This is a genomic window from Kineococcus xinjiangensis, from assembly GCF_002934625.1.
Lineage (GTDB): Bacteria > Actinomycetota > Actinomycetes > Actinomycetales > Kineococcaceae > Kineococcus_A > Kineococcus_A xinjiangensis.
Map to the genome: position 1 here is coordinate 363922 of NZ_PTJD01000003.1, position 24782 is coordinate 388703.

General features: G+C 76.8%; 22 protein-coding genes. 11 read left to right on the plus strand and 11 right to left on the minus strand.

Features of this window, described 5'->3' with window-relative positions:
* Positions 1-57: 57 nt before the first annotated feature.
* The gene (locus tag CLV92_RS06430) at positions 58-1038 is read left to right on the plus strand and encodes a DNA-3-methyladenine glycosylase family protein (protein WP_211290912.1); all 981 of its coding nucleotides are present in this window, start codon (positions 58-60) and stop codon (positions 1036-1038) included.
* A gap of 99 nt (positions 1039-1137) precedes the next feature.
* Here CLV92_RS06430 and cofE read toward each other — a convergent pair whose 3' ends face one another.
* Positions 1138-2190, minus strand: a complete 1053-nt coding sequence (cofE, locus tag CLV92_RS06435; RefSeq protein ID WP_211290913.1) for a coenzyme F420-0:L-glutamate ligase — start codon at positions 2188-2190, stop codon at positions 1138-1140.
* Positions 2187-3206: a 2-phospho-L-lactate transferase gene (gene cofD / locus CLV92_RS06440; protein ID WP_104432030.1), complete on the minus strand. Its 1020-nt coding sequence runs from the start codon at positions 3204-3206 to the stop codon at positions 2187-2189. Before cofD ends, cofE begins: the two co-directional genes overlap by 4 nt.
* Before the next feature lie 348 nt (positions 3207-3554).
* Between cofD and CLV92_RS06445 the strand changes: the two genes are divergently transcribed.
* The gene (locus CLV92_RS06445) at positions 3555-3821 is read left to right on the plus strand and encodes a WhiB family transcriptional regulator (protein WP_170112728.1); all 267 of its coding nucleotides are present in this window, start codon (positions 3555-3557) and stop codon (positions 3819-3821) included.
* Positions 3822-3858: 37 nt separating this feature from the next.
* Here the strand turns inward: CLV92_RS06445 and CLV92_RS06450 are convergent, their stop codons facing one another.
* Positions 3859-4299 (minus strand): metallopeptidase family protein, encoded by a 441-nt coding sequence (locus tag CLV92_RS06450; RefSeq protein WP_170112725.1) that lies wholly within the window; start codon positions 4297-4299, stop codon positions 3859-3861.
* 140 nt (positions 4300-4439) lie between these two features.
* Here CLV92_RS06450 and CLV92_RS06455 point away from each other — a divergent pair, with 140 nt between their 5' ends.
* From CLV92_RS06455 to CLV92_RS06475, 4 genes are all read left to right on the plus strand, one after another.
* Entirely contained in the window at positions 4440-4808 is a 369-nt protein-coding gene (locus CLV92_RS06455; protein ID WP_104431940.1) for a DUF3499 domain-containing protein, read from the plus strand.
* Positions 4809-4935: 127 nt separating this feature from the next.
* Positions 4936-5244 carry a hypothetical protein gene (locus tag CLV92_RS06460; protein ID WP_104431941.1) on the plus strand — a complete coding sequence of 103 codons (309 nt, stop codon included), beginning with the start codon at positions 4936-4938 and terminating at the stop codon, positions 5242-5244.
* An 86-nt stretch (positions 5245-5330) separates the two neighbouring features.
* On the plus strand, positions 5331-6851 hold the full coding sequence (locus CLV92_RS06465; RefSeq protein WP_104431942.1) for a phosphomannomutase/phosphoglucomutase: 1521 nt from the start codon (positions 5331-5333) through the stop codon (positions 6849-6851).
* Between the two features lie 229 nt (positions 6852-7080).
* On the plus strand, positions 7081-8265 hold the full coding sequence (locus CLV92_RS06475; protein WP_104431943.1) for an SIS domain-containing protein: 1185 nt from the start codon (positions 7081-7083) through the stop codon (positions 8263-8265).
* Between the two features lie 118 nt (positions 8266-8383).
* Here CLV92_RS06475 and CLV92_RS06480 read toward each other — a convergent pair whose 3' ends face one another.
* Complete coding sequence (locus CLV92_RS06480; protein ID WP_104431944.1) at positions 8384-9346, minus strand: DUF808 domain-containing protein; 963 nt, start codon at positions 9344-9346, stop codon at positions 8384-8386.
* A 256-nt stretch (positions 9347-9602) separates the two neighbouring features.
* Between CLV92_RS06480 and ahcY the strand changes: the two genes are divergently transcribed.
* Positions 9603-11099, plus strand: coding sequence for an adenosylhomocysteinase (ahcY, locus tag CLV92_RS06485; protein WP_104431945.1), 1497 nt, complete (start codon positions 9603-9605; stop codon positions 11097-11099).
* Between the two features lie 61 nt (positions 11100-11160).
* Here the strand turns inward: ahcY and CLV92_RS06490 are convergent, their stop codons facing one another.
* The gene (locus CLV92_RS06490; RefSeq protein ID WP_104431946.1) at positions 11161-12027 is read right to left on the minus strand and encodes an RDD family protein; all 867 of its coding nucleotides are present in this window, start codon (positions 12025-12027) and stop codon (positions 11161-11163) included.
* A gap of 136 nt (positions 12028-12163) precedes the next feature.
* Here CLV92_RS06490 and CLV92_RS06495 point away from each other — a divergent pair, with 136 nt between their 5' ends.
* Positions 12164-13162 carry a stage II sporulation protein M gene (locus CLV92_RS06495; RefSeq protein ID WP_211290914.1) on the plus strand — a complete coding sequence of 333 codons (999 nt, stop codon included), beginning with the start codon at positions 12164-12166 and terminating at the stop codon, positions 13160-13162.
* Positions 13163-13184: 22 nt separating this feature from the next.
* On the opposite strand, the gene CLV92_RS06500 is transcribed toward CLV92_RS06495, so the two are convergent.
* The 6 genes from CLV92_RS06500 to CLV92_RS21330 all read right to left on the minus strand — a co-directional run bounded on the left by CLV92_RS06500 (position 13185) and on the right by CLV92_RS21330 (position 20312).
* Positions 13185-14657, minus strand: coding sequence for an AAA family ATPase (locus CLV92_RS06500; protein WP_245886490.1), 1473 nt, complete (start codon positions 14655-14657; stop codon positions 13185-13187).
* A gap of 76 nt (positions 14658-14733) precedes the next feature.
* On the minus strand, positions 14734-16062 hold the full coding sequence (locus CLV92_RS22815) for a DUF58 domain-containing protein (protein ID WP_104431949.1): 1329 nt from the start codon (positions 16060-16062) through the stop codon (positions 14734-14736).
* Between the two features lie 41 nt (positions 16063-16103).
* The gene (locus CLV92_RS06510) at positions 16104-17099 is read right to left on the minus strand and encodes an AAA family ATPase (protein ID WP_104432034.1); all 996 of its coding nucleotides are present in this window, start codon (positions 17097-17099) and stop codon (positions 16104-16106) included.
* 59 nt (positions 17100-17158) lie between these two features.
* A complete protein-coding gene (locus tag CLV92_RS06515; RefSeq protein WP_104431950.1) occupies positions 17159-18505 on the minus strand; it encodes a DUF4350 domain-containing protein in 1347 nt (448 codons plus the stop codon).
* Positions 18502-19155, minus strand: a complete 654-nt coding sequence (locus CLV92_RS21325; RefSeq protein ID WP_158257151.1) for a DUF4129 domain-containing protein — start codon at positions 19153-19155, stop codon at positions 18502-18504. Before CLV92_RS21325 ends, CLV92_RS06515 begins: the two co-directional genes overlap by 4 nt.
* Positions 19152-20312, minus strand: coding sequence for a hypothetical protein (locus tag CLV92_RS21330; RefSeq protein WP_158257152.1), 1161 nt, complete (start codon positions 20310-20312; stop codon positions 19152-19154). Before CLV92_RS21330 ends, CLV92_RS21325 begins: the two co-directional genes overlap by 4 nt.
* A 136-nt stretch (positions 20313-20448) precedes the next feature.
* Between CLV92_RS21330 and mtrA the strand changes: the two genes are divergently transcribed.
* From mtrA to CLV92_RS06535, 3 genes are read left to right on the plus strand one after another with little or no spacing between them, the layout of a single operon-like run.
* Entirely contained in the window at positions 20449-21126 is a 678-nt protein-coding gene (mtrA, locus tag CLV92_RS06525; RefSeq protein WP_104431951.1) for an MtrAB system response regulator MtrA, read from the plus strand.
* A gap of 34 nt (positions 21127-21160) precedes the next feature.
* Positions 21161-22849: an MtrAB system histidine kinase MtrB gene (gene mtrB, locus CLV92_RS06530; protein ID WP_104431952.1), complete on the plus strand. Its 1689-nt coding sequence runs from the start codon at positions 21161-21163 to the stop codon at positions 22847-22849.
* Entirely contained in the window at positions 22846-24654 is a 1809-nt protein-coding gene (locus CLV92_RS06535) for an LpqB family beta-propeller domain-containing protein (RefSeq protein ID WP_146099433.1), read from the plus strand. The genes mtrB and CLV92_RS06535 overlap by 4 nt, the downstream gene beginning before the upstream one ends.
* The last annotated feature ends 128 nt before the right edge of the window (positions 24655-24782 follow it).

Genomic DNA, 24782 nt, shown 5'->3' on the forward strand with positions numbered 1-24782 from the left:
GCCCCGCGACGTCCCCACCCGCCCACGGGGCGCGCGACCGGCGCCTACCCTGGGCCCGTGACCGCGCTGCCCGCCGAGCCGCTCGACCCCCCGCGGGTCCTGCGCTGGCGCCCCGGCCGGCCGGTCGACGTCCCCCTGCACCTGTCGGCGCTGCGCCGCGGCGGGAGCGACCCCGCGTTCGCCTCCGCCGGGGGTGTCGTCTGGCGCGCCACCCGCACCCCCGAGGGCCCGGCGACGCTGCGGATCGTGGCCGTGCCGGGCGACGGCGAGGTCGAGGCCGCCGCCTGGGGCCCCGGAGCGGAGTGGGCCCTCGACGGGGTGCCCGGCCTCCTCGGGGCCTGCGACGACGACGCGGCGGAGTTCGTCCCCCGCCCCGAGCACCGGGTCCTCGTCGAGGCGTGGCGCCGCCACCGGGACTGGCGCGTCCCTCGCAGCCGCGCCGTGTTCGAGTGCATCTCCGCCTCCGCCCTGGAGCAGGTCGTCTCCACCAGGGAGGCGTTCGCGTCGTGGCGCTGGCTGGTGCGCCGCTTCGGGGAGCCCGCCCCCGGCCCGGTGGACCTGTTCGTGCCGCCCGCCCCGGAGCAGTGGCGGCGCATCCCGTCCTGGGCGTGGCTGGAGGCGGGCGTGGAGCTGCGCCGCCGTCGCGTCACGCTCGCCGCCGCACCGTGCGCGGGGCGGCTGGAGCAGACGCTGGACCTCGCTCCCGCCGTCGCCGACCGGGCGCTGCGCACCATCCCCGGACTCGGGGTGTGGACGTCGGCGGAGGTGCGCTCGAAGGCCCACGGCCACGCCGACGCGTTCTCCTTCGGTGACCTGCACGTCGCCCGGGAGGTCTCCTACGCGCTGACCGGCGAGGTGCTGGACGACTACGGCTGCGCGGAGGTCATCGAGTGCTACCGCGGCCACCGCTACCGGGTGCAGCGGCTGGTGATGCTCAGCGGCGTGCGGCGCCCGCGCGCCGCGCCGCGGATGGCGTTCCCCACGCACACCCCCAGTCGCACCGTCCCCGGTGCGCGGGCCCGGCGGGGGCGCCCGTGAGGGTTCTCGTCGCCGGGCGGTCCGGCGTCCTGCACGGGCAGCGGTGCGGGAGCTGCACGCCGCCCCGCTGACCGCCCCCGGCCGGTCACCCCTGGCCGGTCACCTCTGACGGGCCGTCTCCGCGCTGACCACCACCACGTCGCCGTCCCGCCGCAGCACCCCGCGCAGGTCCTCCGCCCACAGCGCCGCCAGCAGCCGCTGGACGAGCATCCCCAGGGCCACGCCGTCGCCACCGGCGAGCCGCACCTCGCGCCCGTGAGGCAGAGCCGTGCAGCCGCCACCGCCCGCGGCCAGCGCCACGGCCACCGCCCGCCGCACCCGCTCCCCGACGGGCCCGGGAGCCACCGGCGGCGGTGCGAGGTGGGCCGCGCCCAGGGCCGCGCGCACCGCCTCCACGTGCCCGAGGCGGAACCAGTCCTCGCCCGGGGCGCGCAGCAGCGACGCCGCCCCGGGCCCGTCCTCCTCGCCGACCTCCGCCGCGAGGCCCCGCACCAGCGCGGCCGGCACCCGCAGCACCTTGCCCTTGACCAGGTCGGCGGCGGCGGCGACCTCGTCGGCCAGCGCCCGCACGGTCACCTCCAGGGGGCGGCCCTCGGCGTCGACGCCGCCGCGCAGGTCGTCGCCGACCCGCAGCCCCGCGCAACCCAGGGCGAAGTCCGTCTGCCCGACCCGCCACGGGCGGCCGGCGGTGTCGGTGAGGACGACGGCCAGGCGGACGCCGGTGAGTTCCCGCAGCCGCGCGCGCAGCCGCCGCGCCGCCTCGTCCGGGTCGGCGGGCAGCAGGAGCACCGTGCCGGCGGGGGTGTTGGAGGCGTCCACGCCGGCCGCGGCCATCACGGGACCCGCCGCCGACTCCACGATCGCCGCCAGCCCGCGCGTGGTGCGCCGCGCGGCGACGGTGCGGCGCGACTGCTCCGCCACGGCGGCGTCCCGCTCGGCGGCCGGGCGCGTCAGCCCTTCCGCCTTCGACCACACCTTGCTGGAGACCGCCAGGACGTCGCCGTCGGCAGGCGGGCAGGGCAGCGCCGCCACCAGCAGCGCGGCCAGGTCGTCCCCGGCGCGGACCTCGCCCATCCCCGTCAGCGCCCGGACCTCCAGGACCGGAACGGCCGGCACGGGCGCCTCCGGCGTGCCGGGTTCGACGGTGCTCACGTCCGCGACGCCCCCGCCGGGCTCAGCGCCAGGCCCAGGTCCAGCGCGGCCCGCGCCAGGGCGGCCGTGGCGTCCGGGCCGCTCATCAGCAACGGCCGCGGCAGCACCCGCAACCGCCCGCCGTGGGCGCCGCCGGGCTCGAAGGCGTCGGCCTCGGCGACCAGCCAGCCGTCGAGGAAGTCGGCGTAGAGCCCCGCCACCGCCTCCGCCGTCGACGGCACCCCGAGCGCCGCGAGGCAGGCGTCGGCCATGCCGCGCACCGGCGCGCCGCCGATCACGGGGGAGACCCCCACGACGGGCGCGGTGGTGGCGCGCAGGGCGTCGCGGACGCCGGGCACCTGCAGGATCGTGCCGATCGAGACGACGGGGTTGCTCGGCGGCAGCACCACCACGTCGGCGTCCGACAGCGCCTCCAGCACTCCGGGAGCCGGGCGCGCCGCGGCGGCGCCCAGGGGCTCGATGCGCAACGCCGGGACCTTCGCGTGCAGCCGCACCCACCACTCCTGGAAGTGCACGCGCCGGCCCCCCGCCTCCCCGGCGTGGGCGGCGGGGTCCACGGGTGCGAGGTCGACGTGGGTCTCGACGACGTCGTCGGTCATCGGCAGCAGCCGCACCCCCGGCCGCCAGCGCTCGCACAGCCGGGCGGTGACCTCCGACAGCGGCAGGCCCTCGCGCAGCAGCCTCGTGCGCACCAGGTGGGTGGCGATGTCCTTGTCGCCGAGGGTGAACCACGTCGGCTGCTGCCCGTAGGCGGCGAGCTCGTCGGCGACGCCGGAGGTCTCGTCGCTGCGTCCCCAGCCGCGCTCGTCGTCGATGCCGCCGCCGAGGGTGTACATCACCGAGTCCAGGTCGGGGCAGACCCGCAGACCGTGCAGGGTGATGTCGTCGGCGGTGTTGCCGACCACGGTGACCTCCGCCGCGCGCAGGTCGGGGGCGCTCGCCGAGCGCAGGGCCGCCAGGAGGCCGCGCAGGAAGCGGGCACCCCCCACGCCCCCCGCGAGCGCGGTGACGCGCAGGCCGGCCGGGGGAGAGGGCGGGGCGGCGGGTGCGGGAGAGGCTGCCTCAGTCACCGGGGCATCCTGCCGCGCCCGCCTGTGAACCCCCGTCCAGGGCAGCGCGAACTGCCGGACGCCGTTACCACGACGCCTCGCGCTGGGCTTGACTCTGCCAGATGACACGCGTGTAATTCCACCAGTGACATCTTCTGAGTGATCACGGCGTCACCCGGGGTAGCGGCCCAGTGGCGCAAGGGGCAGGCGGCACCAGGGGGCGCAATGAACGGCATCGGCGTGGATGACATGGGCGACGGCACGGGGACCGAGAGCACGGCGACCGAGGGCGAGGGTGGCCGCGGGAGCGAGCGGATCCTGCACCTGGTGCAGATCACGCCCCAGCCCGCGCTGACCCCCGAGGACCCGGGCTGGCAGGAGGTGGCGCTCTGCGCGCAGACCGACCCCGAGGCCTTCTTCCCCGAGAAGGGCGGCTCCACCCGCGAGGCCAAGCGCGTCTGCGGCTCCTGCGAGGTCCGCGTCGAGTGCCTGGAGTACGCCCTCGCCAACGACGAGCGGTTCGGCATCTGGGGCGGGCTGTCGGAGCGGGAGCGCCGCCGCCTCAAGCGCCGCGTCAGCTGAGCACCGCCCCCGGGCGGGTGCTCGGGCGGGCGCCCGGTCAGTCGCCGCGGTAGCGCGGGTCGACCTCTTCGGGGGTCAGGTTCAGCAGGTGGGCCACCTGCTCCACGACCACGTCGGCGACCAGGTCCTCCAGCTCGCCCTCCTGGGCCCGCGTCTCCAGCGGGCGCCGGTAGACGACGACCCGCGGCGGCGAGGAGCCGTCGGCGGGGAACAACCGCCCCATCGGCACCCCGCCCTCCTCCCACGGCGCGGGGTCGGACGGCGGCACGTCCTCCACGGCGAACTCCACGCCCGCCAGGTCCTCGGCCCAGCGCCGCTCCAGCAGCTCCACGGCGTCCAGCACCAGGTCGTCGAAGCGCTCCGCGCGGGTGCGCGCACCGGGGACGGTCGACGGCAGCAGCGGGCCGCGCAGGCCGCGGCCGTGCCGGTCCCTGCGCCGACGCCGCGGGCCGTCGATCGCGCGCCGGGTACCTGCCACGGGGGCAGGCTACTCGCGCCCGATCACCCGCGTGGCTCGCCGCGCCGATCCGTGGACGAGGGCGCCCGGACGGGCGAACCGGACGGGAAACACGGCGGAGGTGCTCGGAACCGGGCGCGGCCTCGGGTACCGTCGCGCTCGTGGCCGGAGGACGGAGGTGCACGCGCACCGCATGCGGGCAGGTGGCGGTCGCCACCCTGACCTACGTGTACTCCGACTCCACCGCGGTGCTCGGGCCGCTGGCCACCTACGCCGAGCCGCACTCCTACGACCTGTGCGGCGACCACGCGCGCCGCCTCACCGCCCCGCGCGGCTGGGAGGTCGTGCGGCTCGTCCCCGACGACGGGGGCCCGGGCCGCCGCCACGACGACTGGCTCGCCCTGGCCGACGCCGTCCGCGAGCCGGCGGCCGCGCCGGTCGAGGACCCGGCCGACACGCTCCGCCGCGGTCACCTGCGGGTGCTGCGCGACGGCGCGGGTCGTCGCCCCGGAGCCGGCCCCGCCGTCTGACGCCGGCGCCTTCAGCCGCGCCCGCGGCGGCGCGATCCTCCCGCTGCGCCCGGTCGGGCGCTCAAGCCGACGCCGGAACCTGCCGATGCAGGTGTCGCCTGTGAGCTGTCGACTCCGGAGGAGCCCCGTGCCCGCCACGCCCCGCACCAGCGCCAGCACCACCCGTCGTCCCCGGCGCACCCGCGCCCCCCGCATCGCGCCGCCCCTGGGCTCGCTGACGCAGCCGGAGCACCGCGACTCCTCCCTGGGGTGCGGGTCCTGCGGCAGTCCCCGCGTGACCCAGCTGTCCATGTCGCTCGCCGACGGCACACCCGTCGTGTTCGTCTCCTGCCACGTCTGCGAGGAGCGCAGCTGGCACGGCACCAGCGGCACCATGAGCGTCGACTCCATCCTCGACCGCTCGCGCAAGTCGGACCCCAAGGCCGCCGACGCCTGAGACGGGGCTCGGGGAGCGCAGCCGGGGCCCGGGGGCCGGTCGACGCCGGGAGGGCGCAAGCCAGGGCCCCGGCTAGGCTTCCGAGAGTGCCTCCTGCGCTGTCCTCCATCATCAAGGCCTACGACGTCCGGGGCACGGTCCCCGACCAGCTCGACGCGGGCGTCGTGCGCGCCCTGGGTGCCGCCTTCGCCGACGTCGTCGTCCTGCCCGAGCAGGCGCCGGCCGCCTCCGGTGCGGCGCGCCACGTCGTCGTCGGCCACGACATGCGCCCCTCCTCCCCGGAGCTGTCCGCGGCCTTCGCCGAGGGGGTCGCCTCCCGCGGCATCGACGTCGTCCTCATCGGGCTGGCCTCCACCGACGGCCTCTACTACGCCAGCGGTGCCGCGAGCGTGCCGGGGGCGATGTTCACCGCCAGCCACAACCCGGCGCAGTACAACGGCATCAAGCTCTGCCGCGCCGGCGCCCGGCCCGTCGGCCAGGACTCCGGCCTCTCCACGATCCGCGAGCTGGCGCAGTCCTGGCTCGACGCCGGTGAGGTGCCGCAGCCGCAGGGCGTCACCCCGGGCACCGTCACCGAGCAGGACGTCCTCGCCGACTACGCCGGTCACCTGCGCTCCCTCGTGGACCTCTCCGGCATCCGGCCCCTGAAGGTCGTCGTCGACGCCGGCAACGGCATGGCCGGGCACACCGTGCCCGCCGTGCTCGGCACCGCCGCCGGGCTGCCCGCGCTGCCCCTGGACGTCGTGCCGCTGTACTTCGAGCTCGACGGCACCTTCCCCAACCACGAGGCCAACCCGCTGGAGCCCGCGAACCTGCGCGACCTGCAGGCCGCGGTGCGCGAGCACGGCGCCGACCTCGGCCTCGCCTTCGACGGGGACGCCGACCGCTGCTTCGTCGTCGACGAGCGCGGCGAGCCGGTCAGCCCCAGCGCCGTCACCGCCCTCGTCGCCGAGCGCGAGATCGGCAAGGAGCGCGCCGCCGGCCGCGAGGCCGTGGTGATCCACAACCTCATCACCTCCCGGGCCGTGCCCGAGATCGTCGCCGAGCAGGGCGGGATCCCCGTCCGCACCCGCGTCGGGCACTCCTTCATCAAGGAGCGGATGGCGGAGGAGGGTGCCGTCTTCGGCGGTGAGCACTCCGCGCACTACTACTTCCGCGAGTTCTGGTCCGCCGACACCGGCATGCTGGCCGCGATGCACGTCCTCGCCGCCCTCGGCGAGGCCCCGCAGCCGCTGTCGCAGCTCGGCGCCCGCTACGAGCGCTACGTCGCCAGCGGCGAGATCAACTCCACGGTCGCCGACGCCGCCGCCGTGGCCGCGTTCGTCGAGCAGGTCGTCACCGCCGAGGCGCGCGCCCGCGGCGAGGACGTCGAGGTCGACCGTCTCGACGGGCTGACCGTGACCCACCCCGCCTCCGACGCCGAGCCGATGTGGTGGTTCAACCTCCGCGCCAGCAACACCGAACCGCTGCTGCGGCTCAACGCCGAGGGCGCCGACGCCGCCACCATGCAGCACGTCCGCGACCGGGTCCTCGGCCTGGTCCGCGGCGAGCACGGCGGGTCCCTGACCGTCCCCGCCGCACCCGCGAGCGCCGGCGAGCGCTCGTGATGGAGCCGTGGCTGCGGGCGGCCCTGCGCTGCCCGCAGTGCCGGGGCGAGCTCGTGGACGTGGACCCCGTGCCCGCGGGTGCCACGACCGGCCCCGCGGCACTGGCCTGCACCGGAGCCTGCGCCTGCAGCTACCCGGTCGTCGACGGCATCCCCGTCCTCCTCACCGACGAGGCTCGGCCCGCCGGTGGGGCACCACACCCTGCGCCACCCGCTGGAGGGAGCACCCCGTGACCGTGGACGAAGCCCTGCTCGACGACCCCGAGGCGCTCGCCGCGGCGGACCACTCCGGCGTCCTGCGCACGCTGGCCACCGCCGGTGCCCAGGTCCGCGAGGCCGCGGCCCTGTCCGGCGAGGCGGGCGTCACCCGCCTCGCCGAGGAGCACCGCCCCCGCGCCGTCGTCGTGGCCTCCCTGGGCGGCTCGGCCGTCGTCTCCGACATCCTGCTGGCGCTGGCCGGGCGCGCCTGCCCGGTGCCCGTGCTCGTGCGCCGGGGCGGGCCGCTGCCCGCGTGGGTGGGACCCCTGGACCTGGTGGTCGCCGTGTCCCTGTCCGGTCGGGCCGCGGGGCCGCTGGCGCTGGCCGCCGAGGCCGCCCGCCGCGGCGCGCGGGTCGTCACCGTGGCCGACGAGGGCTCCCCCCTGGCGCAGGTCGGCGCCGGCCGCGGCAACGTGCAGGTGCCGCTGGCCCGCGGCAGCCGCGTCGAGGAGGGGCTGCGGGCCCGCTCCTCCCGCCTGTCGCTGTGGTCGCTGCTGGTGCCCGTGCTCTCCGCCGCCGACGCCCTCGGGCTCGTGCGCACGCCCCCGGAGGTGCTGGCGGAGGTGGCCGACCGCCTGGACGCGGAGGCGGAGCAGTGCCGCCCGGCGTCGGAGGCGTTCCTCAACCCCGCCAAGACCCTCGCGCTGGACCTCGCGGGCAGCGTGCCGGTGATCCTCGCCGACGGCGACGTGGCGGGGGCGGCCGCCGCCCGGGCCGCGTCCATGCTCGCCCGCACCGCCCGGGTGCCAGCCGTGCGCGGGGCGCTGCCCGACGACGCCGGTGACGTGGTGGCGACCTTCGGCGGGCCGTTCGCGACCCGGCCCGACGACGTCTTCGCCGACCCCTTCCTCGACGACGCCGGGGCCGCGGCGCGCCTGCGCCTGCTGCTGCTGCGGGACGCGCCCACCGAGCCGGACGCCGCACCCGAGGTGGGCCCCACCGCACCCGCGGGTGCGGTGGTCGACGCCGTGGCCCAGACCGCGGCCGACGCCGGGGTGCGTGTCAGCGAGGTCGTTCCCGAGCCGGGCCCGCCGCTGGTGCGCCTGGCGCAGCTCGTGGCCCGCACGGACTTCGCCGCCACCTACCTGGCGCTCGCCGGCGGCATCGACCCCGCGGCCTCCCCGCACGTCGCCGACCTGCGGGACCGGCTCGGCTGAGCGGAGCGCCCGCGCGGGCCGCCCGGCGGGCGGGCGCGGGCCCGATGCAGGCCGACGGGCCCCCACCGACCGCGAGGTCGGTGGGGGCCCGTCGGCGTCCGGACGTGGCGCCCCGCGGCTAGTGCGACCCGACGGCGTCGGCGTCGGCGCCGTGCTTCTTGTGCCGGTGCACGGTGAGGGCCATCACGACCGCCACGACCGCACCGACGACGAGCCCGAGGACGGCGCTCGCCAGCGTGTTGACGAGCCAGCCCACCAGGCCACCGAGGGACCCGGCCGCTGCGTGCGCCGCCTCCTCCGCGTGGTGCACGACGTCGTACAGGGGGTGGAAGCCCAGGTCGTGCATCCCCACGAGCAGGATGTGACCTCCGACCCACAGCATCGCGGCCGTCCCGACCACGGTGAGGAAGGTGAGGAGCTTCGGCATCCCCTTGACCAGGCCACGGCCGAGACCGGCCACCGCCTTCCGCGGCGACGTCGACAGGCGCAGTCCGGCGTCGTCCATCTTCACGATCAGGCCGACGACGCCGTAGACCAGGACGGTGATCGCGATCGCGACGACGATGAGGATCACCATCCGCGACAGGAACGCCTCGGCGGCCACCTCGTTGAGGGAGATGACCATGATCTCCGCCGACAGGATGAAGTCGGTGCGCACGGCCCCGGCGACGACGGTGTCCTCGTCGGGCAGGGCCCCCTCCTCCGCGCCGTGGTGGCCGCCGTGCCCGCGGATCTTGTGCCAGACCTTCTCCGCGCCCTCGTAGCAGAGGTAGGCCCCGCCGATCATGAGGATCGGTGTGAGGAGGAACGGCAGGAACTGGCTGAGCAGCAGGATCGCGGGCAGGATCACGAGCAGCTTGTTGCGCAGCGATCCCAGGGCGATGCGCCAGATGATCGGGAGTTCGCGCTCGGCGGCCAGCCCGTGCACGTACTGCGGCGTGACGGCGGTGTCGTCGACGACGACGCCGGCGGCCTTCACACCGGCCCGCGCGGCGGCGACACCGACGTCGTCGATGGAGGCGGCGGCGGCGCGCGCCAGCACTGCCACGTCGTCGAGCAGGGCCACGAGTCCACCGGGCAAGGCGGGCTCCCTTCGGTTCGTGCGCTGTGCGTCCGACCAGGTCCTCGTCCGGTCGGCGCGTGTCCAGCCTCGATGGTGCCGGTGAACGGGTCCGTGCGCGACCGCCGGGGGCGGGGGCGGGGAGCGGAGGGCGCCCCGCCGGGAAGAACCCCGCCGGGGCGCGCCGTTACGCTGGAGAGATCCGGCGCAAGGGGAAGCCGACGGTCGAGAGGGACCGCGCCGGTCCGAACCACTTCACCAGTGCGAGAGGACACCCATGCCCACGTACGTCCCGGCCACCGACGGCCGCCCGATCGACTTCCAGGTCGCCGACCTGGCCCTGGCCCCCGCCGGCCGCCACGAGATCCGCCTCGCCGAGCACGAGATGCCCGGCCTGATGGCCCTGCGCGCCGAGTACGGCGACGCCCAGCCGCTCGCCGGCGCCCGCATCGCCGGGTCCCTGCACATGACCGTGCAGACCGCCGTGCTCATCGAGACCCTCACCGCGCTCGGCGCCCGGGTGCGATGGGCCAGCTGCAACATCTTCTCCACCCAGGACGCCGCCGCCGCTGCGGTCGTCGTGGGCCGCGACGGCACCGTCGACGCCCCCGCCGGCTCGCCCGTCTTCGCCTGGAAGGGCGAGACGCTGGAGGAGTACTGGGAGTGCGCCGAGCGCATCTTCGACTGGGGCAGCGACGCCGACGGCAACCCCGTCGGTCCGAACATGATCCTCGACGACGGCGGCGACGCCACCATGCTCGTCCTCAAGGGCGTCGAGTTCGAGAAGGCCGGCGCGGTGCCCGCTGTGCACGCGGAGGACTCCGAGGAGTACGCCCTCGTGCTGGAGCTGCTGCGCCGCTCCCTCGCCTCGGACCCGCAGCGCTGGACCCGCATCGCCGCCGGCATCCGCGGCGTCAGCGAGGAGACCACCACCGGCGTGCACCGCCTCGTGGAGTTCCACCGCGCCGGCGTCCTGCCCTTCCCGGCGATCAACGTCAACGACGCCGTGACGAAGTCGAAGTTCGACAACAAGTACGGCACCCGCCACTCCCTCATCGACGGCATCAACCGCGCCACCGACGTCCTCATCGGCGGCAAGGTGGCCCTCGTCGCCGGCTACGGCGACGTCGGCAAGGGCTGCGCGGAGTCCCTGCGCGGCCAGGGCGCGCGCGTGCTCGTCACCGAGGTCGACCCGATCTGCGCGCTGCAGGCGGCGATGGACGGCTACCAGGTCGTCCGGCTCGACGACGTCGTGGGCGAGGTCGACATCTTCGTCACCGCCACCGGCAACAAGGACGTCGTCATGGCGTCGCACATGGCCCGCATGAAGCACCAGGCGATCGTGGGCAACATCGGCCACTTCGACAACGAGATCGACATCGCCGGGCTGGCGAAGGTCCCGGGCGTGGAGCGCGTCGAGATCAAGCCGCAGGTCCACGAGTGGCGCTTCCCGGCGGCCGACGGGCGCCCGGCGCACAGCATCATCGTGCTCAGCGAGGGCCGGCTGCTGAACCTCGGCAACGCCACGGGCCACCCGAGCTTCGTGATGTCGAACTCGTTCTCCAACCAGACGATCGCGCAGATCGAGCTGTTCACCCGCGGCGCGGACTACCCGATCGGCGTGCACGTGCTGCCCAAGCACCTCGACGAGAAGGTCGCGCGCCTCCACCTGGACGCGCTGGGTGCGAAGCTCACCGAGCTGACGAAGTCGCAGGCCGACTACATCGGCGTGGACGTCGCCGGGCCCTACAAGCCGGACGCCTACCGGTACTGAGCCCGTCCGCGACGCGCCGCCCCAGGAGTTGCGGGGCGGCGCGTCGCGTCTGCGCGCGACCTCAGGCGGGCCTGCCCACCGCCCGCGACAGTTCCGCGAGCCGGTCCCGCTGCCGCTGCAGCTTGCGCAGCTCGCGGTCGTGGCGCTCCACCAGGACCGCGGCGACGAAGCGCTCCGGGTTCGTGCCCGCCGGCGGGGGCGGTGCGACGTGGCGGGCGACGGCCTCCGCGAGGGAACGGGCCAGCTGCTCCCGCGACTGCGGGGCGAGCTGGTGGGTGCGCCCCAGGAACTGCCGCGCCGCGACGGAGAGCCGGTCGGGGATCCGGCCGATGTCCGCCGCCCGCGCCCAGCCCGCCAGCTCCGCGGGCATCGGCGGCAGCGGCACGTGCCGGGCGGCGGTGCGCTCCCGCACCACGTAGGTGCCGGCGAGCAGGTCCCCGAACCGCTTCCCGCGGGCGTTGACGAGGGAGCAGAGGATCGCGGGGCTGCCCGCCAGCGCCCACAGCTCGAAGGCGCCCAGCAGCGAGCGCACGATCGCCTGCCGGAAGCGGATGGGCCCGCCGTCGTCGCGGACCGCGCGCAGCCCGCAGACCAGCTTCCCCACCGTGCGCCCCCGCGTCAGGGACTCCACCAGCGCGGGCACGACCACGAGCACGAGGATCGACAGGCCCAGCACGATCGCGGCCGCGGCGGCCTCGTCGAGCTCGCTCCCCAGCGCGAACGCGGCGACCAGCAACCCGACCAGGAGCAGGCCGAGGACCAGTGCGTCCAGCAGGGCCGCGACGATGCGCGAGGCGAACGACGCCGCCCGCAGGTCCAGCACCACCGCCTCGCCCGTCACGACGTCACCGGCGAAGGGGTCGGCCAGCGTCTGGGGGGCGGGCGAGCGCCGGAGCGCGCCGGGGGAGGGGGCGCCGTCCACTGCCATGCGGGCACGCTACCGCCCGCCGCCGCACGGGCTCCCCGCCCCGGCGCGGCGCTGCCGCCGGCTGGGGGAGGATGGGACGCGAACGGACCCGGGCCGGGAGCCCGCGTCCCGATCCACCGGCAGCAGGAGGGGAAGCGTGGACGTCGACGCCTTCAGGACCGTCCACACCCCCGAGTGGGACCGCCTGCGGGAGCTCAGCCGGCGCAGGTCTCTGACCGGGACCGAGATCGACGAGCTGGTGGTGCTCTACCAGCGCGCCGCCACCCACCTGTCCCTGCTGCGCTCCGGAACCGCCGACCCCGTCCTCGTCGACGAGCTGTCCACCCTGCTGGCCCGGACCCGGGCCCGGCTGACCGGCGCGCAGCGCACCAGCTGGCGCGGGTTCCTGCGCTTCTTCACCACGTCCTTCCCCGCGGCGCTGTGGCGGCTGCGGTGGTGGACCCTGGCGACGACGCTGCTCTTCATGCTGGTGGCGGTCCCGGCGGGGATCTGGATGGCCGCCGACCCGGTGCGGCAGAGCGCGCTCCTCGGTTCCGACGCGGAGATCCGCCAGCTCGTGGAGCAGGACTTCGCCGGCTACTACACCGAGTACGCCCACGCCTCCTTCGCCGGGAAGGTGTGGACGAACAACGCATGGGTGGCGGCGACGTGCGTCGCGCTCGGCATCACCGGCTTCTTCCCCGTCTACGCCATGGTGAGCAACGCCGTGAGCGTCGGGCTGATCGGCGGCCTGATGGTCGACCACGGCCGGGGGGACGTGTTCTTCGGCCTGATCCTGCCCCACGGCCTGCTGGAGCTGACGGCCGTGTTCGTGGCGGGCGCCGCGGGCCTGAAGCTGTTCTGGGCGTGGGTGGCGCCCGGGCCGCGCCCCCGCGTGCAGGCGCTGGCCGCGGAGGGCCGCGCCATGGTGGGCGTGGCGCTCGGGCTGGCCGTGGTGCTGTTCGTGTCCGGGCTGATCGAGGGGTTCGTGACCCCGTCGGGCCTGCCCACCGCGGCGCGCATCGCGATCGGAGCGCTGGCCCTGCTCGCCTTCCTGGTCTACGGCGCCGTGCTCGGGCGGCGGGCGGCGGCGCAGGGGGAGACCGGCGACGTCGGCGTCACCGACGCGGGGGACGCCCTGCCCACGGCGGGCTGACGTCCCCCGGCGCCGGTCGGGATCACCGCCGCGGCGGGTCCTCCTCGAACCCGTTCCCGCCGAACCCGTTCCCGTCGACCCAGGGCCCGTCGAACCCGTCCCCGTCGGGGCCGTCCGCCTGCTGCGCGCCGCTGCCCAGCAGGCTGCGCGTCAGCGCCTCCGCATCCGACAGCAGCTCCTCCAGCGCCGCCGCCAGGTCCGCGTCACCCACCTCGTGGCCCGCCACCGCGGCGTCCAGCACCGCGCGGCGCAGCAGCTCCTTCGCGAACGACGCCGTCACGCCCTCGGCCCGCTCCGCCGCCGCGTCCAGGGCCGCCTCCGACAGCGGCAGGCTGCGCGCGTACAGCCGCAGCAGCTGCCGGCGCGCCCCCACGTCCGGCAGCGGGACCTCCACCGCCAGGTCCACCCGCCCCGGCCGCTGCGCCAGCGCGCGCTCCAGGCGGTCGGCCCGGTTCGTCGTCATCAGGAAGGCCACGTCCGCGTCACCGTCCAGACCGTCCAGCGCCTCCAGCAGCTCGAACAGCAGCGGCTGCCCCGACGGGTGGTGGCCGCGGTCCTCCGCGACGAGGTCGCAGTCCTCCAGCACGATCAGCGTCGGCTGCATCGCCCGGGCGACGTGCGCGGCGGTGGTGATGTGCGCCAGCGCCTGCCCGCTCAGCAGCACCACCGTCGTGCCCGGCGTGCGCGAGAGCAGGTGCCGCACGGTCAGCGTCTTCCCCGTGCCCGGCGGGCCGTAGAGCAGGACCCCGCGCTTGAGGTGCTGCCCCGCAGCCAGCAGCCGCTCCCGCTGGTCGCCCACGCGCACCACGTGCCGCACGATCCGATCCAGCACCCCCGGCGGCAGCACCACGTCCTCGGCCGCCACGTCCGGGCGCCGCAGGAACGCCACCCCACCGCTGGACGGGTCGAACGGCGAACCGGAGAACGACAGCACCTGCCCGCGCAGGACGCTGCGCTCCACCGCCAGTGCGCGCACCCGCGCCAGCAACCCCGCCGCGACGTCCTCGTCCGCCGTGATCACCTCCAGCGCGGCGCCCTGCCCGTGGCTCGGCTTCGCGCTGCGCTGCAGCACCGCCACCGGCGCCCCGCCGAAGCGCAGCAGCCGCACCCCGAAGGCCACCACCCGGCGGTCGGAGTCCGGGCCCGTGGGCAGGTTCACGTGGTCCGGGGCCGCCGTGCCGAAGGAGTGGTAGGTCTGGTCGAGGAGGTCGGCGAACGTCTGGTGGAAGCGCTGGTCGCCACCCGAGACGCCGACGAGCCGCTGCTGCCCGTGCTCCTCCGCGAGGGCGTCCAGGGCGATGTCGACGTCCGCGGCGCGGAAGTCGAGGACCTCCTCCCGCAGCACCGGCAGCCGCCGCGGGTCCTGGCCGAGGTGCTTGGTGACCACCTGCAGCAGGCTCGGCCCGCCCTCGGCCCGCCCGGCGCGGGCGTGCTGGACGACCTCCTCGAGGAAGGTGCGGAAGATGTCGACGAAGGCCTGCTGCGAGGGATCCACGCAGCGCATCCTCCCCACCGGGTGGCGGCGCGGGAAGCGGGTTTCGCAGGTCCACCGCACCGGCTGCGCGGGACCCCTACAGCCGCCCCGCCGCCTTCAGGTCCAGGTAGCGGTCCGCGAGCGCGGGCGCGAGGTCGTGCGGCGGCGCGTGCACCACCTCCACCCCCAGCCGGGCCAGCAGCTCCGCCGTGGCCGCGCGCTCCACGCCCGCCGCCTCCGCCGCGGCCGCCGCGTACACCTCGTCGATGTCCGAGCGCGCCGCCGCCAGCTGCCGCAGGGACGGGTCGTCGACGGAGGCCAGCACCACGGTGTAGCGGGCCGTCAGCTGCGCCAGCGCCGGCAGCAGCCCCACCTCCACGGCGGCGGAGTCCAGCGCCGTCAGCAGCACGACGAGGCAGCGCTGCCGCGCGGTCGCCCGCACCTCCGCGACCACCGCGTCCCAGTCCGTCTCCACCAGGTCCGCCTCCAGCGGGGCCAGCGCCTCCACCAGCTCGTTGAGCAGCCGGGTGCGCGAGGCGCCCTTCACCCGCGCCCGCACGGTGCGCGAGTGCGCCAGCAGGTCCACCCGGTCCCCGGCGCGGCTGGCCAGCGCCCCCAGCAGCAGCGACGCCTCGATGGCCGCGTCGAGGCGCACCTCGTCCGACCCGGGCTCGTCCGGACCAGTCCCCGGCACGTGCCCGATGCGCGCGGCCGCCGTGCGGGAGGCGTCCAGCACGATCAGCACCCGGCGGTCCCGCTCCGGCCGCCACGTCCGCACCACGACCGTCTGCCGCCGCGCCGTGGCCCGCCAGTCGATCGAGCGCACGTCGTCGCCGTCGACGTAGTCGCGCAGCGAGTCGAACTCCGTGCCCTGCCCCCGGTGCAGCACGGCGGTGCGCCCGTCCAGCTCCCGCAGCCGCGCCATCCGCGACGGCAGGTGGCGGCGGGAGGAGAACGCCGGCAGCACCCGCAGCCGCCCCGGCAGCACCAGGGACGCCTGCCGCGCCGCCAGCCCCAGCGGACCGGACAGGCGCACGGTCACCCGGTCCGCGGAGCGCTCCCCCCGCCGGGTCGGGCGCAGGGCGGTGGCCGCGCGCCGGCGCTCACCCGGGGGCAGGTCCACCCGGTGGCGCTCCCCGCGCGCGCCCGCCGAGGGCTGCCAGGCGTCGCGCAGCAGCCCCCGGGCCCGGCGGCTGCCGGCGTTGGTCACCGTGACGAGGCTGTGGCACACCTCGCCCAGGCGCACCGAGGGCGGCACCTCCCGCTCCAGCCGCAGCTTCCGCGGCGACGCCGCCAGCGCGAGGTCGACGAGGAGCAGCAGCACGAGGACCAGCGCCCAGACGACCACGCTGCGCCAGCCGGGGACCAGGACCACGGGGAGGAGGCCCAGGAGCGCCACCACGGCCGCTCGCGGCAGCACCACCACGGCTCAGGCCCCCCGCGCCGCGGGGCGCGCGTGCACGCGGCTCATCGCGGGACCGGGACCGCGCCCAGCACGCCGTCCAGCACGGCGTCGACGTCCACCCCGTCCAGCTCCGCCTCCGGCCGCAGCTGGACCCGGTGGCGCAGGGTCGGGCGGGCCAGCGCCTTCACGTCGTCGGGGGAGACGTAGTCCCGCCCCGACAGCCACGCCCACGCCCTCGATGTCGACAGCAGGGCGGTGGCCCCGCGGGGGGAGACGCCGAGCGCCAGCGACGGCGACGAGCGCGTCGCCCGGCACACGTCCACCACGTAGCCCAGCACGTCGCGGGAGACCTGCACCCGGCGCACCGCGGCGGAGCCGGCCGCCAGCTCCTCCGGGCCCGCGACGGCCCGCAGCCCGGCCGCGGCCAGGTCCCGGGGGTCGAAGCCGCCCGCGTGCCGGGCCAGGACCTCCACCTCGTCCTCGCGCGGGGGCAGCGGCAGGGTCAGTTTCAGCAGGAAGCGGTCCAGCTGCGCCTCGGGGAGCGGGTAGGTGCCCTCGTACTCGACGGGGTTCTGCGTGGCCGCCACGACGAACGGCTGCGGCAGCATGCGGGGGATGCCGTCGACGCTGACCTGGCGCTCCTCCATGGCCTCCAGCAGCGACGCCTGCGTCTTCGGCGGCGTCCGGTTGATCTCGTCGGCCAGCAGGATGTTCGTGAAGACCGGCCCCTCGCGGAAGCTGAAGCGGGCCGTGGCCGCGTCGTAGACCAGGGAGCCGGTGACGTCACCGGGCATGAGGTCCGGCGTGAACTGCACGCGCTTGGTGTCGAGCTGCAGGGCCTGGCACAGGGACCGCACGAGCAGGGTCTTCGCGACACCCGGCACGCCCTCCAGGAGCACGTGGCCCCGGCACAGCAGCGCGATGACCAGGCCCGTGATGGCGGCGTCCTGCCCGACGACGGCCTTCGACACCTCCTGCCGCACGGCGCTGAGGGCTTCGCGCGCCGCGGCCGCGCGGGCCGGGTCGTGGTCGGCGGCCCCCGCTGCGGAGGGGTCCACCGCCGTCGCGCCGTGCGGGGTCGCGGCGGGCGGGGCGTCGCGGTGGGGGGTGGCTTCGCTCACGGTCGACGGGCCTTCCTCAGGGGGGTGGACGGGTTCGGGGGGGCGCCCGCCCCGGCTCCTGCGCCGGATCCGGGGGTGAGCTGGCCCTCGAGCAGCTCCAGCTCGGTCGCGAGCCGGACGAGGGCGGCGTCGTCGGCGGGGGGCGGCCCCTCCAGCAGGGCCCGCACCTCCTGGGGGTGGCGGCCCGTCGCCGCGGCGACGGCGTCGGCGACCTCGGCGCAGCCGGCGGGACCGCTGCTGCGCCCCAGCCGCATGCGCTGGCGGCAGCGGCGCAGGGTCCCCGCGCGCAGGGCCTGCGCCGCCCGGTCCCGGGCGTCCGCGCGCGCGTAGAGGCGGCCGCGGCCCTCCACGGTCTCGGCGGCGCGCACCACCACGGGCAGCGGCTCCGTCACCAGCCGCCCGAGCCGGCGCCCCGCAGCGAGCAGGGCCAGCAGCGCGGCCAGCACCACCACGGCGATCCCCGGCAGGAGCCAGCGCGGGGTCAGCTCCTCGAGGGAGGGGCCGTCCGCGGGCACCGTGTCGACGGGGCCGGGGGCGTACCAGAGCAGCAGCGGCTGCTGCCCGAGGGTGGACAGGGCGAGGGAGGCGTTGCCCTGCGCGTCGAGGAGGTCGTTGGTCAGCAGCGCCGGCTGGCCGAGGACGGTGATCGTCCGGCCGTCCCGGCTCGCCTCCGCGTAGGAGCTGCCCCCCTCCGCCGGGTAGCACGTCACCAGGTCCTCGACGGCGACGGGCTGCACCCGGGCACCGGTCTGCTGAGCCTCGCCGTCGGTCCCGCCGTCGGTTCCGTCGGCGGCCCCGTCACGGGTGTAGACCTGGCCGCCCGCGCTCACCCGGCCGGCGCGGCGCGCCCGCTCGGAGGCGCACTGCGGCTCGCTCTCGCGCCGGTCCACGTCGTCGACGGCGTACAGGCCCGGCACCAGCGCGCCGAGGCTGACGTCGGTGGGGGCGAGCAGGACGAGGTCGGCGTCCAGCCCGGCCAGCTCCGCCAGCACCTCGGGGGCGAGGTCGTCCGGCTCCGTGACGAGGACGGTCGCCCGTCCCCCCGCCTCCGCCACCCGCTCGGCGACGTCGTCGAGCAGCACGGTGCGCTCCACGGTCACCCCCTGCCGCTGCAGGATCTGCGCCACCGCCCGGGCCCCGTCCCCGGAGACGGACGCGGGGTGCATGGGCAGGCGGTTGGTGTCGGAGACGAGCAGCGCCAGCAGCGCCGCCACGGCCGCGACGACGCCCGCCACGACCAGGGGCCAGCGCAGCCGGTCCAGCCGCCGCACCGGGCTCTGCGGCCCCGGGTCCGGCGGGGCGCCCGTCCCGGTCTCCGTCCCGGTCTCGGCGGGGGCGCTCACGACGCGCTCCCCGCGGCGCTCGTCCCGGCGGGCTCGACCGGGCGCGTCGTGCGCGCCTCCTCGTCGAGGGCGGCCAGGGCGGCGTAGGTGCCGGCGTCGGCCCGCCGGCCGCCGTAGCGGACGTCGTCGAAGGTGCGCGCCGCAGCCCGCAGCCCCGGCAGCAGCGCGGGCAGCCACGAGCCGATCTCCGCGCTCGCCTCCGACGCCGTCCTGCCGGGGCGGCGGGTCAGCAGCGTGCGCTCCTCCGCCTCCCGCACGAGGGCGCGGAAGCGCTCGTGGACGGCCACCTCGAAGGACCCGGCCGCGGCGGCCTCCTCGGCGCGGCGGCGGTGCTCCTGCGCGGTGAGGGTGGTGTCGGCGAAGACGGCGTCCTCCTCGGCGCGGGCGGCGGTGCGGCGCACGGGCCCGGTGACCAGCAGGACCACGGCGGTGAGCACGAGCAGGACCGCCGCGATGAGCACGGGTCCCGACCAGCTCGTCCCCAGCGCGGGCACGTCGAGGTCGGAGAGCTTCTCGTTCAGCCACGCCCAGGCGTCCAGCAGCCAGTTGCGCTGCTCGCGGTACTCCCGCCCCGCCAGCTCCCCGGTCGCCCACCGGCGGGCCTCCTCGCGTCCGGGCGCCAGCCCCGTCGCGGCCGCGGTGCTCGTCACCGGTGCTCGGGGCCCGGCCGCGCGGCGGCGGCGCGGTGCAGCTCCACGTCGAGGCCCTCGCGGCGCATCCGCAGGTCGATGTAGAGGAGCGCCGTCACCGAGGCGCTGAAGGGGTAGGCGACCGCGCTGCCGAGGATCGTGCCCGCGCCGATCACGGCCTGCTGCACCAGGGCGGAGAGGAAGGAGGTCTCCCCACCGGACGTCACCAGCACCGCTCCCGAGAGGAGGAGGGAGAGGACCTGGAAGGGCACCGAGATCGCCGTGACCACCGCGTAGACGATCACACCCGTCAGCAGCAGGACGCCCAGCACCCGCCAGAAGCTGCCGCGGACCAGGCGTGCGGAACGGCTCAGGGAGGCCCCCACCCCGATGCCCTCCAGCAGCAGCGCCGGGGCGGCCAGCGACCACCAGCGCACGTAGGCCCACACCCCGACGACGAGGGCGGCCAGGGAGCTGAGGAGGAGCACCGCGACACCGGCGCCGACGCGGTCGAGGGCGAGCAGCGCGATGCCCGGGCCGAGGGCGACCAGGAGGAGCACCAGGTAGACGAGGGTGAACAGCATGGAGAGGCCGATGAGCGCCCACACCCGGCCCCGCGCGGTGTGCCACAGCTCCCCGAGGGGGACCCGATCACCGAGGACCGCGCGGCTGACGGCGACGATGAGCAGTCCGTTCAGGACCGTGATCGCCACGAACTGCAGGACGAGCGCCAGCAGGAAGCCCGGCAGCGAGCGGGTGGCCATGGTCGTCATCTGCGCGAAGGCGACCTCGTCGGAGACGTCGCCGGCCGCGCCGAGCTGCGCCAGGTCGCTGGTGAGCAGCGCGAGCGGCACGAGGGAGACCAGCGTGGTGATCGCCACGACGATCGCGGACAGCCCCACCATCACCCGGGGGTTCTGCCGGAAGGCGCGGAAGGCGCCGTCGTAGATCTCGCCGAGCCCCAGCGGGCGCAGCGGCACGATGCCCGGTCGCGCGACGGGCGGGACCCCCCACGCCGGTCCAGCCCCGGTGGGCGCCCCCGGGACGTGCGCGGGCCCGCCGTGGGTCCCGTGCTGCCCTCCGCCGGCAGGGGCCGACCACTGCGACTGCCCCCCGTCGTGCGGCTGCTGCCAGGAGGCCCCTCCGGGCCCGTCCCCGCCGGCCGTCCCCTCGTTCATCAGTCCCCCGATCATCGCCACGTCGGCTACCGGCAATCGTGCCAGAGGGCCCGCCCGGGCTTCCGCGGCGCGCGCCGCGGCTCCGGGTTCGCGCGCCACGGGCCGCGCCGAGGGGGGAGGGAGGCATCATGGGCCCATGAGGGGACGCGTGCTGGTGGTCGACGACGACACCGCTCTCGCCGAGATGCTCGGCATCGTGCTGCAGGGCGAGGGCCTGGAGACGCGCTTCTGCGCCGACGGGGACTCCGCGCTGGAGGCGTTCCGGCGGACCCGGCCCGACCTCGTCCTCCTCGACCTCATGCTGCCCGGGCGCGACGGCATGGAGGTGTGCCGCATGATCCGCGCCGAGTCGGGCGTGCCGATCGTCATGCTCACCGCCAAGAGCGACACCGTCGACGTGGTGCTGGGGCTCGAGGCCGGCGCCGACGACTACGTCGTGAAGCCGTTCAAGCCGAAGGAGCTCGTGGCCCGGGTGCGGGCGCGGCTGCGCGGTGCGGTGGACCACCCGCCGGAGACGCTGCGCATCGGCGACCTGACGATCGACGTGGCGGGGCACACCGTCAAGCGGGACGGGCAGACGCTGCCCCTGACGCCGCTGGAGTTCGAGCTGCTCGTCACGCTCGCCCGCCGCCCCTGGCAGGCGTTCACGCGGGAGCTGCTGCTGGAGCAGGTCTGGGGCTACCGCCACGCGGCCGACACCCGGCTGGTCAACGTCCACGTCCAGCGACTGCGGTCGAAGATCGAGCGCGACCCGGAGCACCCGGAGATCGTCGTGACCGTCCGGGGCGTCGGGTACCGGGCGGGGCCGCTGTGAGCGGCGGGCCGGCGCCGGAGGTGGGAGCGCGGGGATGACGGAGGGGGCCGGTGCCCACCGGCGCGACGGTGCACGGCCCGGCGGCGTCGCGGGGCCGGTGCGCGCGCTCGCCCACTCGTGGCGTTCCTCGCTGCAGCTGCGCGTCGTGCTGCTCACCACCGCCCTGTGCCTCGCCGTGATCGGCGGGGTGGGGTCCTTCCTGCTCGACGGCATCGGCGACGGCCTCGTGGCGGAGCGCCAGTTCGCCGCCATGGCCGACGCCGCCCGCGGCACCGGGGAGGCGCAGGCCCGCTTCGACGCCTTCTCCGCCGCCGGCACCGCGGAGGCGGAGCAGCCGGCGGCCCTGGAGCAGCTCGCCGCCGACGTGGTCGCGGCGCTGGAGGGCACCGGGCCCGACCGGGTGCGGCGGGTGCTGCTGCTGCGCGCGGGCGATCCGGGGGCGGGGGACCCGGCGCGGGTGGTGCGCGACCTGGCCTCCGCGGGTCTGCGGGCCGACGACGTCCCCGCGGAGCTGCGCCGCGCCGTGACCAGCGCCCAGCAGCAGCAGCACCTGCAGATCGTGGCCGTCGGACCGGGCCGCTCGGAGCCCGTGCTGATGGTGGGCTCGACGGTGACGCTGCCGCGGGCGGGCACGTACGAGCTGTACTTCGTGTACTCCCTGGTGGCGGAGCAGCAGACGCTGGACCTGGTGCGCACCACCTTCCTGGGCGGGGGCATCGCGCTGGTCGTCCTCATCTCGGCCGTGGCGTGGCTGGTGGCGCGCGTCGTGCTGGAACCGGTGCGGCAGGCGGCCGGCACGGCGGAGCGGCTGACGTCGGGCCGCCTCGACGAGCGCATGCCCGTGCGGGGCACGGACGAGCTGGCCCGCCTGGCCAGCGCCTTCAACGAGATGGCGGCCGGGATGCAGCAGCACATCGGGCAGCTGGAGGAGCTGTCGCGCCTGCAGCGGCGGTTCGTCTCCGACGTCAGCCACGAGCTGCGCACCCCGCTGACCACGATCCGGATGGCCGGGGAGGTCATCTTCGACGCACGCACCGACTTCGACCCGGTGGTGGCCCGCTCCGCGGAGCTGATGCAGACGCAGCTGGACCGCTTCGAGGTGCTGCTGGCGGACCTGCTGGACCTGAGCCGCTTCGACGCGGGTGCGGCGGCGCTGGAGGCGGAGCCGGTGGACCTGCGCCACGTCGTGGCCCGGGCCATCGGGTTCGCGGGGCCGCTGGCGGAGAGCCGCGGCAGCGAGCTGCGGGTGGCCTGGCCGACGGGCCCGTGCACGGCCGAGGTGGACGCCCGGCGCATCGAGCGGGTCCTGCGCAACCTGGTGGGCAACGCCGTGGAGCACGGCGAGGGTCGTCCGATCGAGATCACCGTGGTGTCGGACCAGCAGGCGGTGGCGGTGGGGGTGCGCGACTACGGCGTGGGTCTGGAGCCGGAGCACCTCGCGCGGGTCTTCGACCGCTTCTGGCGGGCGGACCCGGCGCGGGCGCGCACGACCGGGGGCAGCGGCCTGGGGCTGGCGATCGCACTGGAGGACACCCGCCTGCACGGCGGCTGGCTGCAGGTGTGGGGGCGCCCGGGCCGCGGCTGCCACTTCGTGCTGACGCTGCCCCGCAGCGCCGGCGGGCAGCTGGTCTCGTCGCCGCTGCCGGTGGCGCCTGCCGCGGGACGGGCGGCGCTGCCGCCGGCGCCCGTGCCGGCCGCGGCGGAGGAGGGCGGGCACCCGTGAGGGGCGGACGGGCTCGCCTGGCGGCTGCCGTGGTGCTGCTGCTCGTCGCCGGTGCGGGCGCGGGCTGCGGTCGGCTGCCGAGCTCCGGGCCGGTGGTCAGCGGCCCCCGCCTGGCCGACGACCCGAGCTTCGGCCTCATCCAGTTCGTCCCCGAGGGGCCGGTGGCGGGCGCGTCGCCGACGGACGTGGTGGCGGGTTTCCTGCGGGCGTCGAGCTCCTCGCGCGACGACCACGCGGTGGCGCGCAGCTTCCTCACCGCGCAGGCGGCGGCGCGGTGGCGGCCGGAGACCTCGACGACCATCTGCCAGCGGATGCCCTCCATCGTGCTGCCGGCGGACCCGGACCCGGCGCACGCGGGGGCGGTGCCGTCCCCGCCGGGGGTGGCCGTTCCCGAGCCGGGCGCCCCCGAGGCCGTCGTCCCCGGCCCCGCGGTGGGCGGCGCGCTGTCGGTGACCCTGCAGGGTCCCGTGGTCGCCACCATCGACGCGCAGGGCCGGCGCGCCGAGCAGCCGCCCGGGGCGCGGCTGTCGCAGCGCCTGCTGCTGCTGCGGGAGCGCGGTGAGTGGCGCATCGACTGGCTGCCCGACGGGGTGGTCATCAGCGCCGCCGACGCCTCCCGGACGCTGCGCCCCTTCACCCTCGCCTTCGCGACGCCCGACGGCTCCCGGCTCGTGCCCGAGGTGCGCTGGTTCGCCTACGGTCCCAACACGGCGACGAGGATCGTGCGCGAGCTGCTGCACGGGCCCTCGCCGTGGCTGGCGCCGGCGGTGACCTCCGGTGCGCCGCCCGGCACCCAGCTGCGGCTGCGCTCGGTGCCGGTGGCCGACGGGGTGGCCTCCGTCGACCTCAGCGACGCCGCGCTGGTCACCACCCCGCAGGAGCGGCGGCTGCTGCTGTCGCAGCTGCACACCAGCCTCACCGGGGTGCGGGGCATCGGCAGCGTGCGCGTCACCGTCAACGGCGTGGAGCTGACCGGCCCGCAGGGCAGGCTGCGCGCGGAGCCGCGCGCTCCCGGCAGCGACGGGCGCCTGCTGGTCCTGGGCCCGGAGGGGCTCGCCCGCTACGACGGGGCCCGGCTCGACACCGTGCAGGGCCCCGACGGCGCGGCGCTGGAGGCGCGCGGGGTGACCCACCCGGCCGTCAGCCCCGCCGGGGGTCCCTACGCGATGCTCGCGGGCGGGCGCCGGCTGCTGGTGCAGCGGCCGGGCAACGCGCCGATCGTGGCGGTCGACGGCGAGGACGACCTCGCCCCGCCGAGCGCCGACCGCCACGGATGGGTCTGGACGGCGTCGGGGAGCACCGTCCTGGCCGTGCCGACCGCGGCCCCGGCCGGTGGTCCGGTGGAGGTGCAGGGACCGCCCGGCGGGGAGACGGGGCGGGTGCTGCAGCTGCGGGTCTCGCGGGACGGCAGTCGCGTCCTGCTGGTGACCGAGCAGGCGGAGGGGGCGCCCGTGGCGGCCGTGCACGGCGTCGACCGCGACGTCTCGGGGCGCCCGGTGCGCCTGACGGCGCGGGGCCCGGTGCTGGCTCCGGGGGCGGCGGAGGTGCTCGACCTGTCGTGGCTGGGTGAGGAGCACGCCGTGCTCCTGGTGCGCCGCCCGGGGGAGGCGTCGCCGCGGCCGGTGATCGCGCAGATCGGCGGCCCCGTGCGGCTGCTGCCGCAGGTGCCGGGCGGGGTGTCCGTCGCGGCGGGCGACACCGAGCGTGAGGTGGTCGTGGGGACGGCGAACGGCCGGCTGCTGGTGCGCAGCGGGGCGGACTGGATGGTCGTCGCCGCGGGCAGGCACCCCGCCTACCCCGGCTGAGCGCCGGTCCGTCGCCGGGTGGCGGCCGCGCCGGGACCCGCCCGCCGTCCACAGGAGCGCGGTCCGGCTGCGCCCTCCACAGGCAGCGGCGGCGCGCCGCGGCCGGCCCGGAGGCGGCTGCAGTCTGC

What these genes read in the sequence shown, in the direction of transcription:
- ahcY (WP_104431945.1), top strand. Translation starts at nt 9,603, where the DNA reads ATGCCCACGTACGTCCCGGCCACCGACGGCCGCCCGATCGACTTCCAG.
- CLV92_RS06490 (WP_104431946.1), bottom strand. Translation starts at nt 12,027, where the DNA reads ATGGCAGTGGACGGCGCCCCCTCCCCCGGCGCGCTCCGGCGCTCGCCC.
- CLV92_RS21330 (WP_158257152.1), bottom strand. Translation starts at nt 20,312, where the DNA reads ATGAACGAGGGGACGGCCGGCGGGGACGGGCCCGGAGGGGCCTCCTGG.
- mtrA (WP_104431951.1), top strand. Translation starts at nt 20,449, where the DNA reads ATGAGGGGACGCGTGCTGGTGGTCGACGACGACACCGCTCTCGCCGAG.
- mtrB (WP_104431952.1), top strand. Translation starts at nt 21,161, where the DNA reads ATGACGGAGGGGGCCGGTGCCCACCGGCGCGACGGTGCACGGCCCGGC.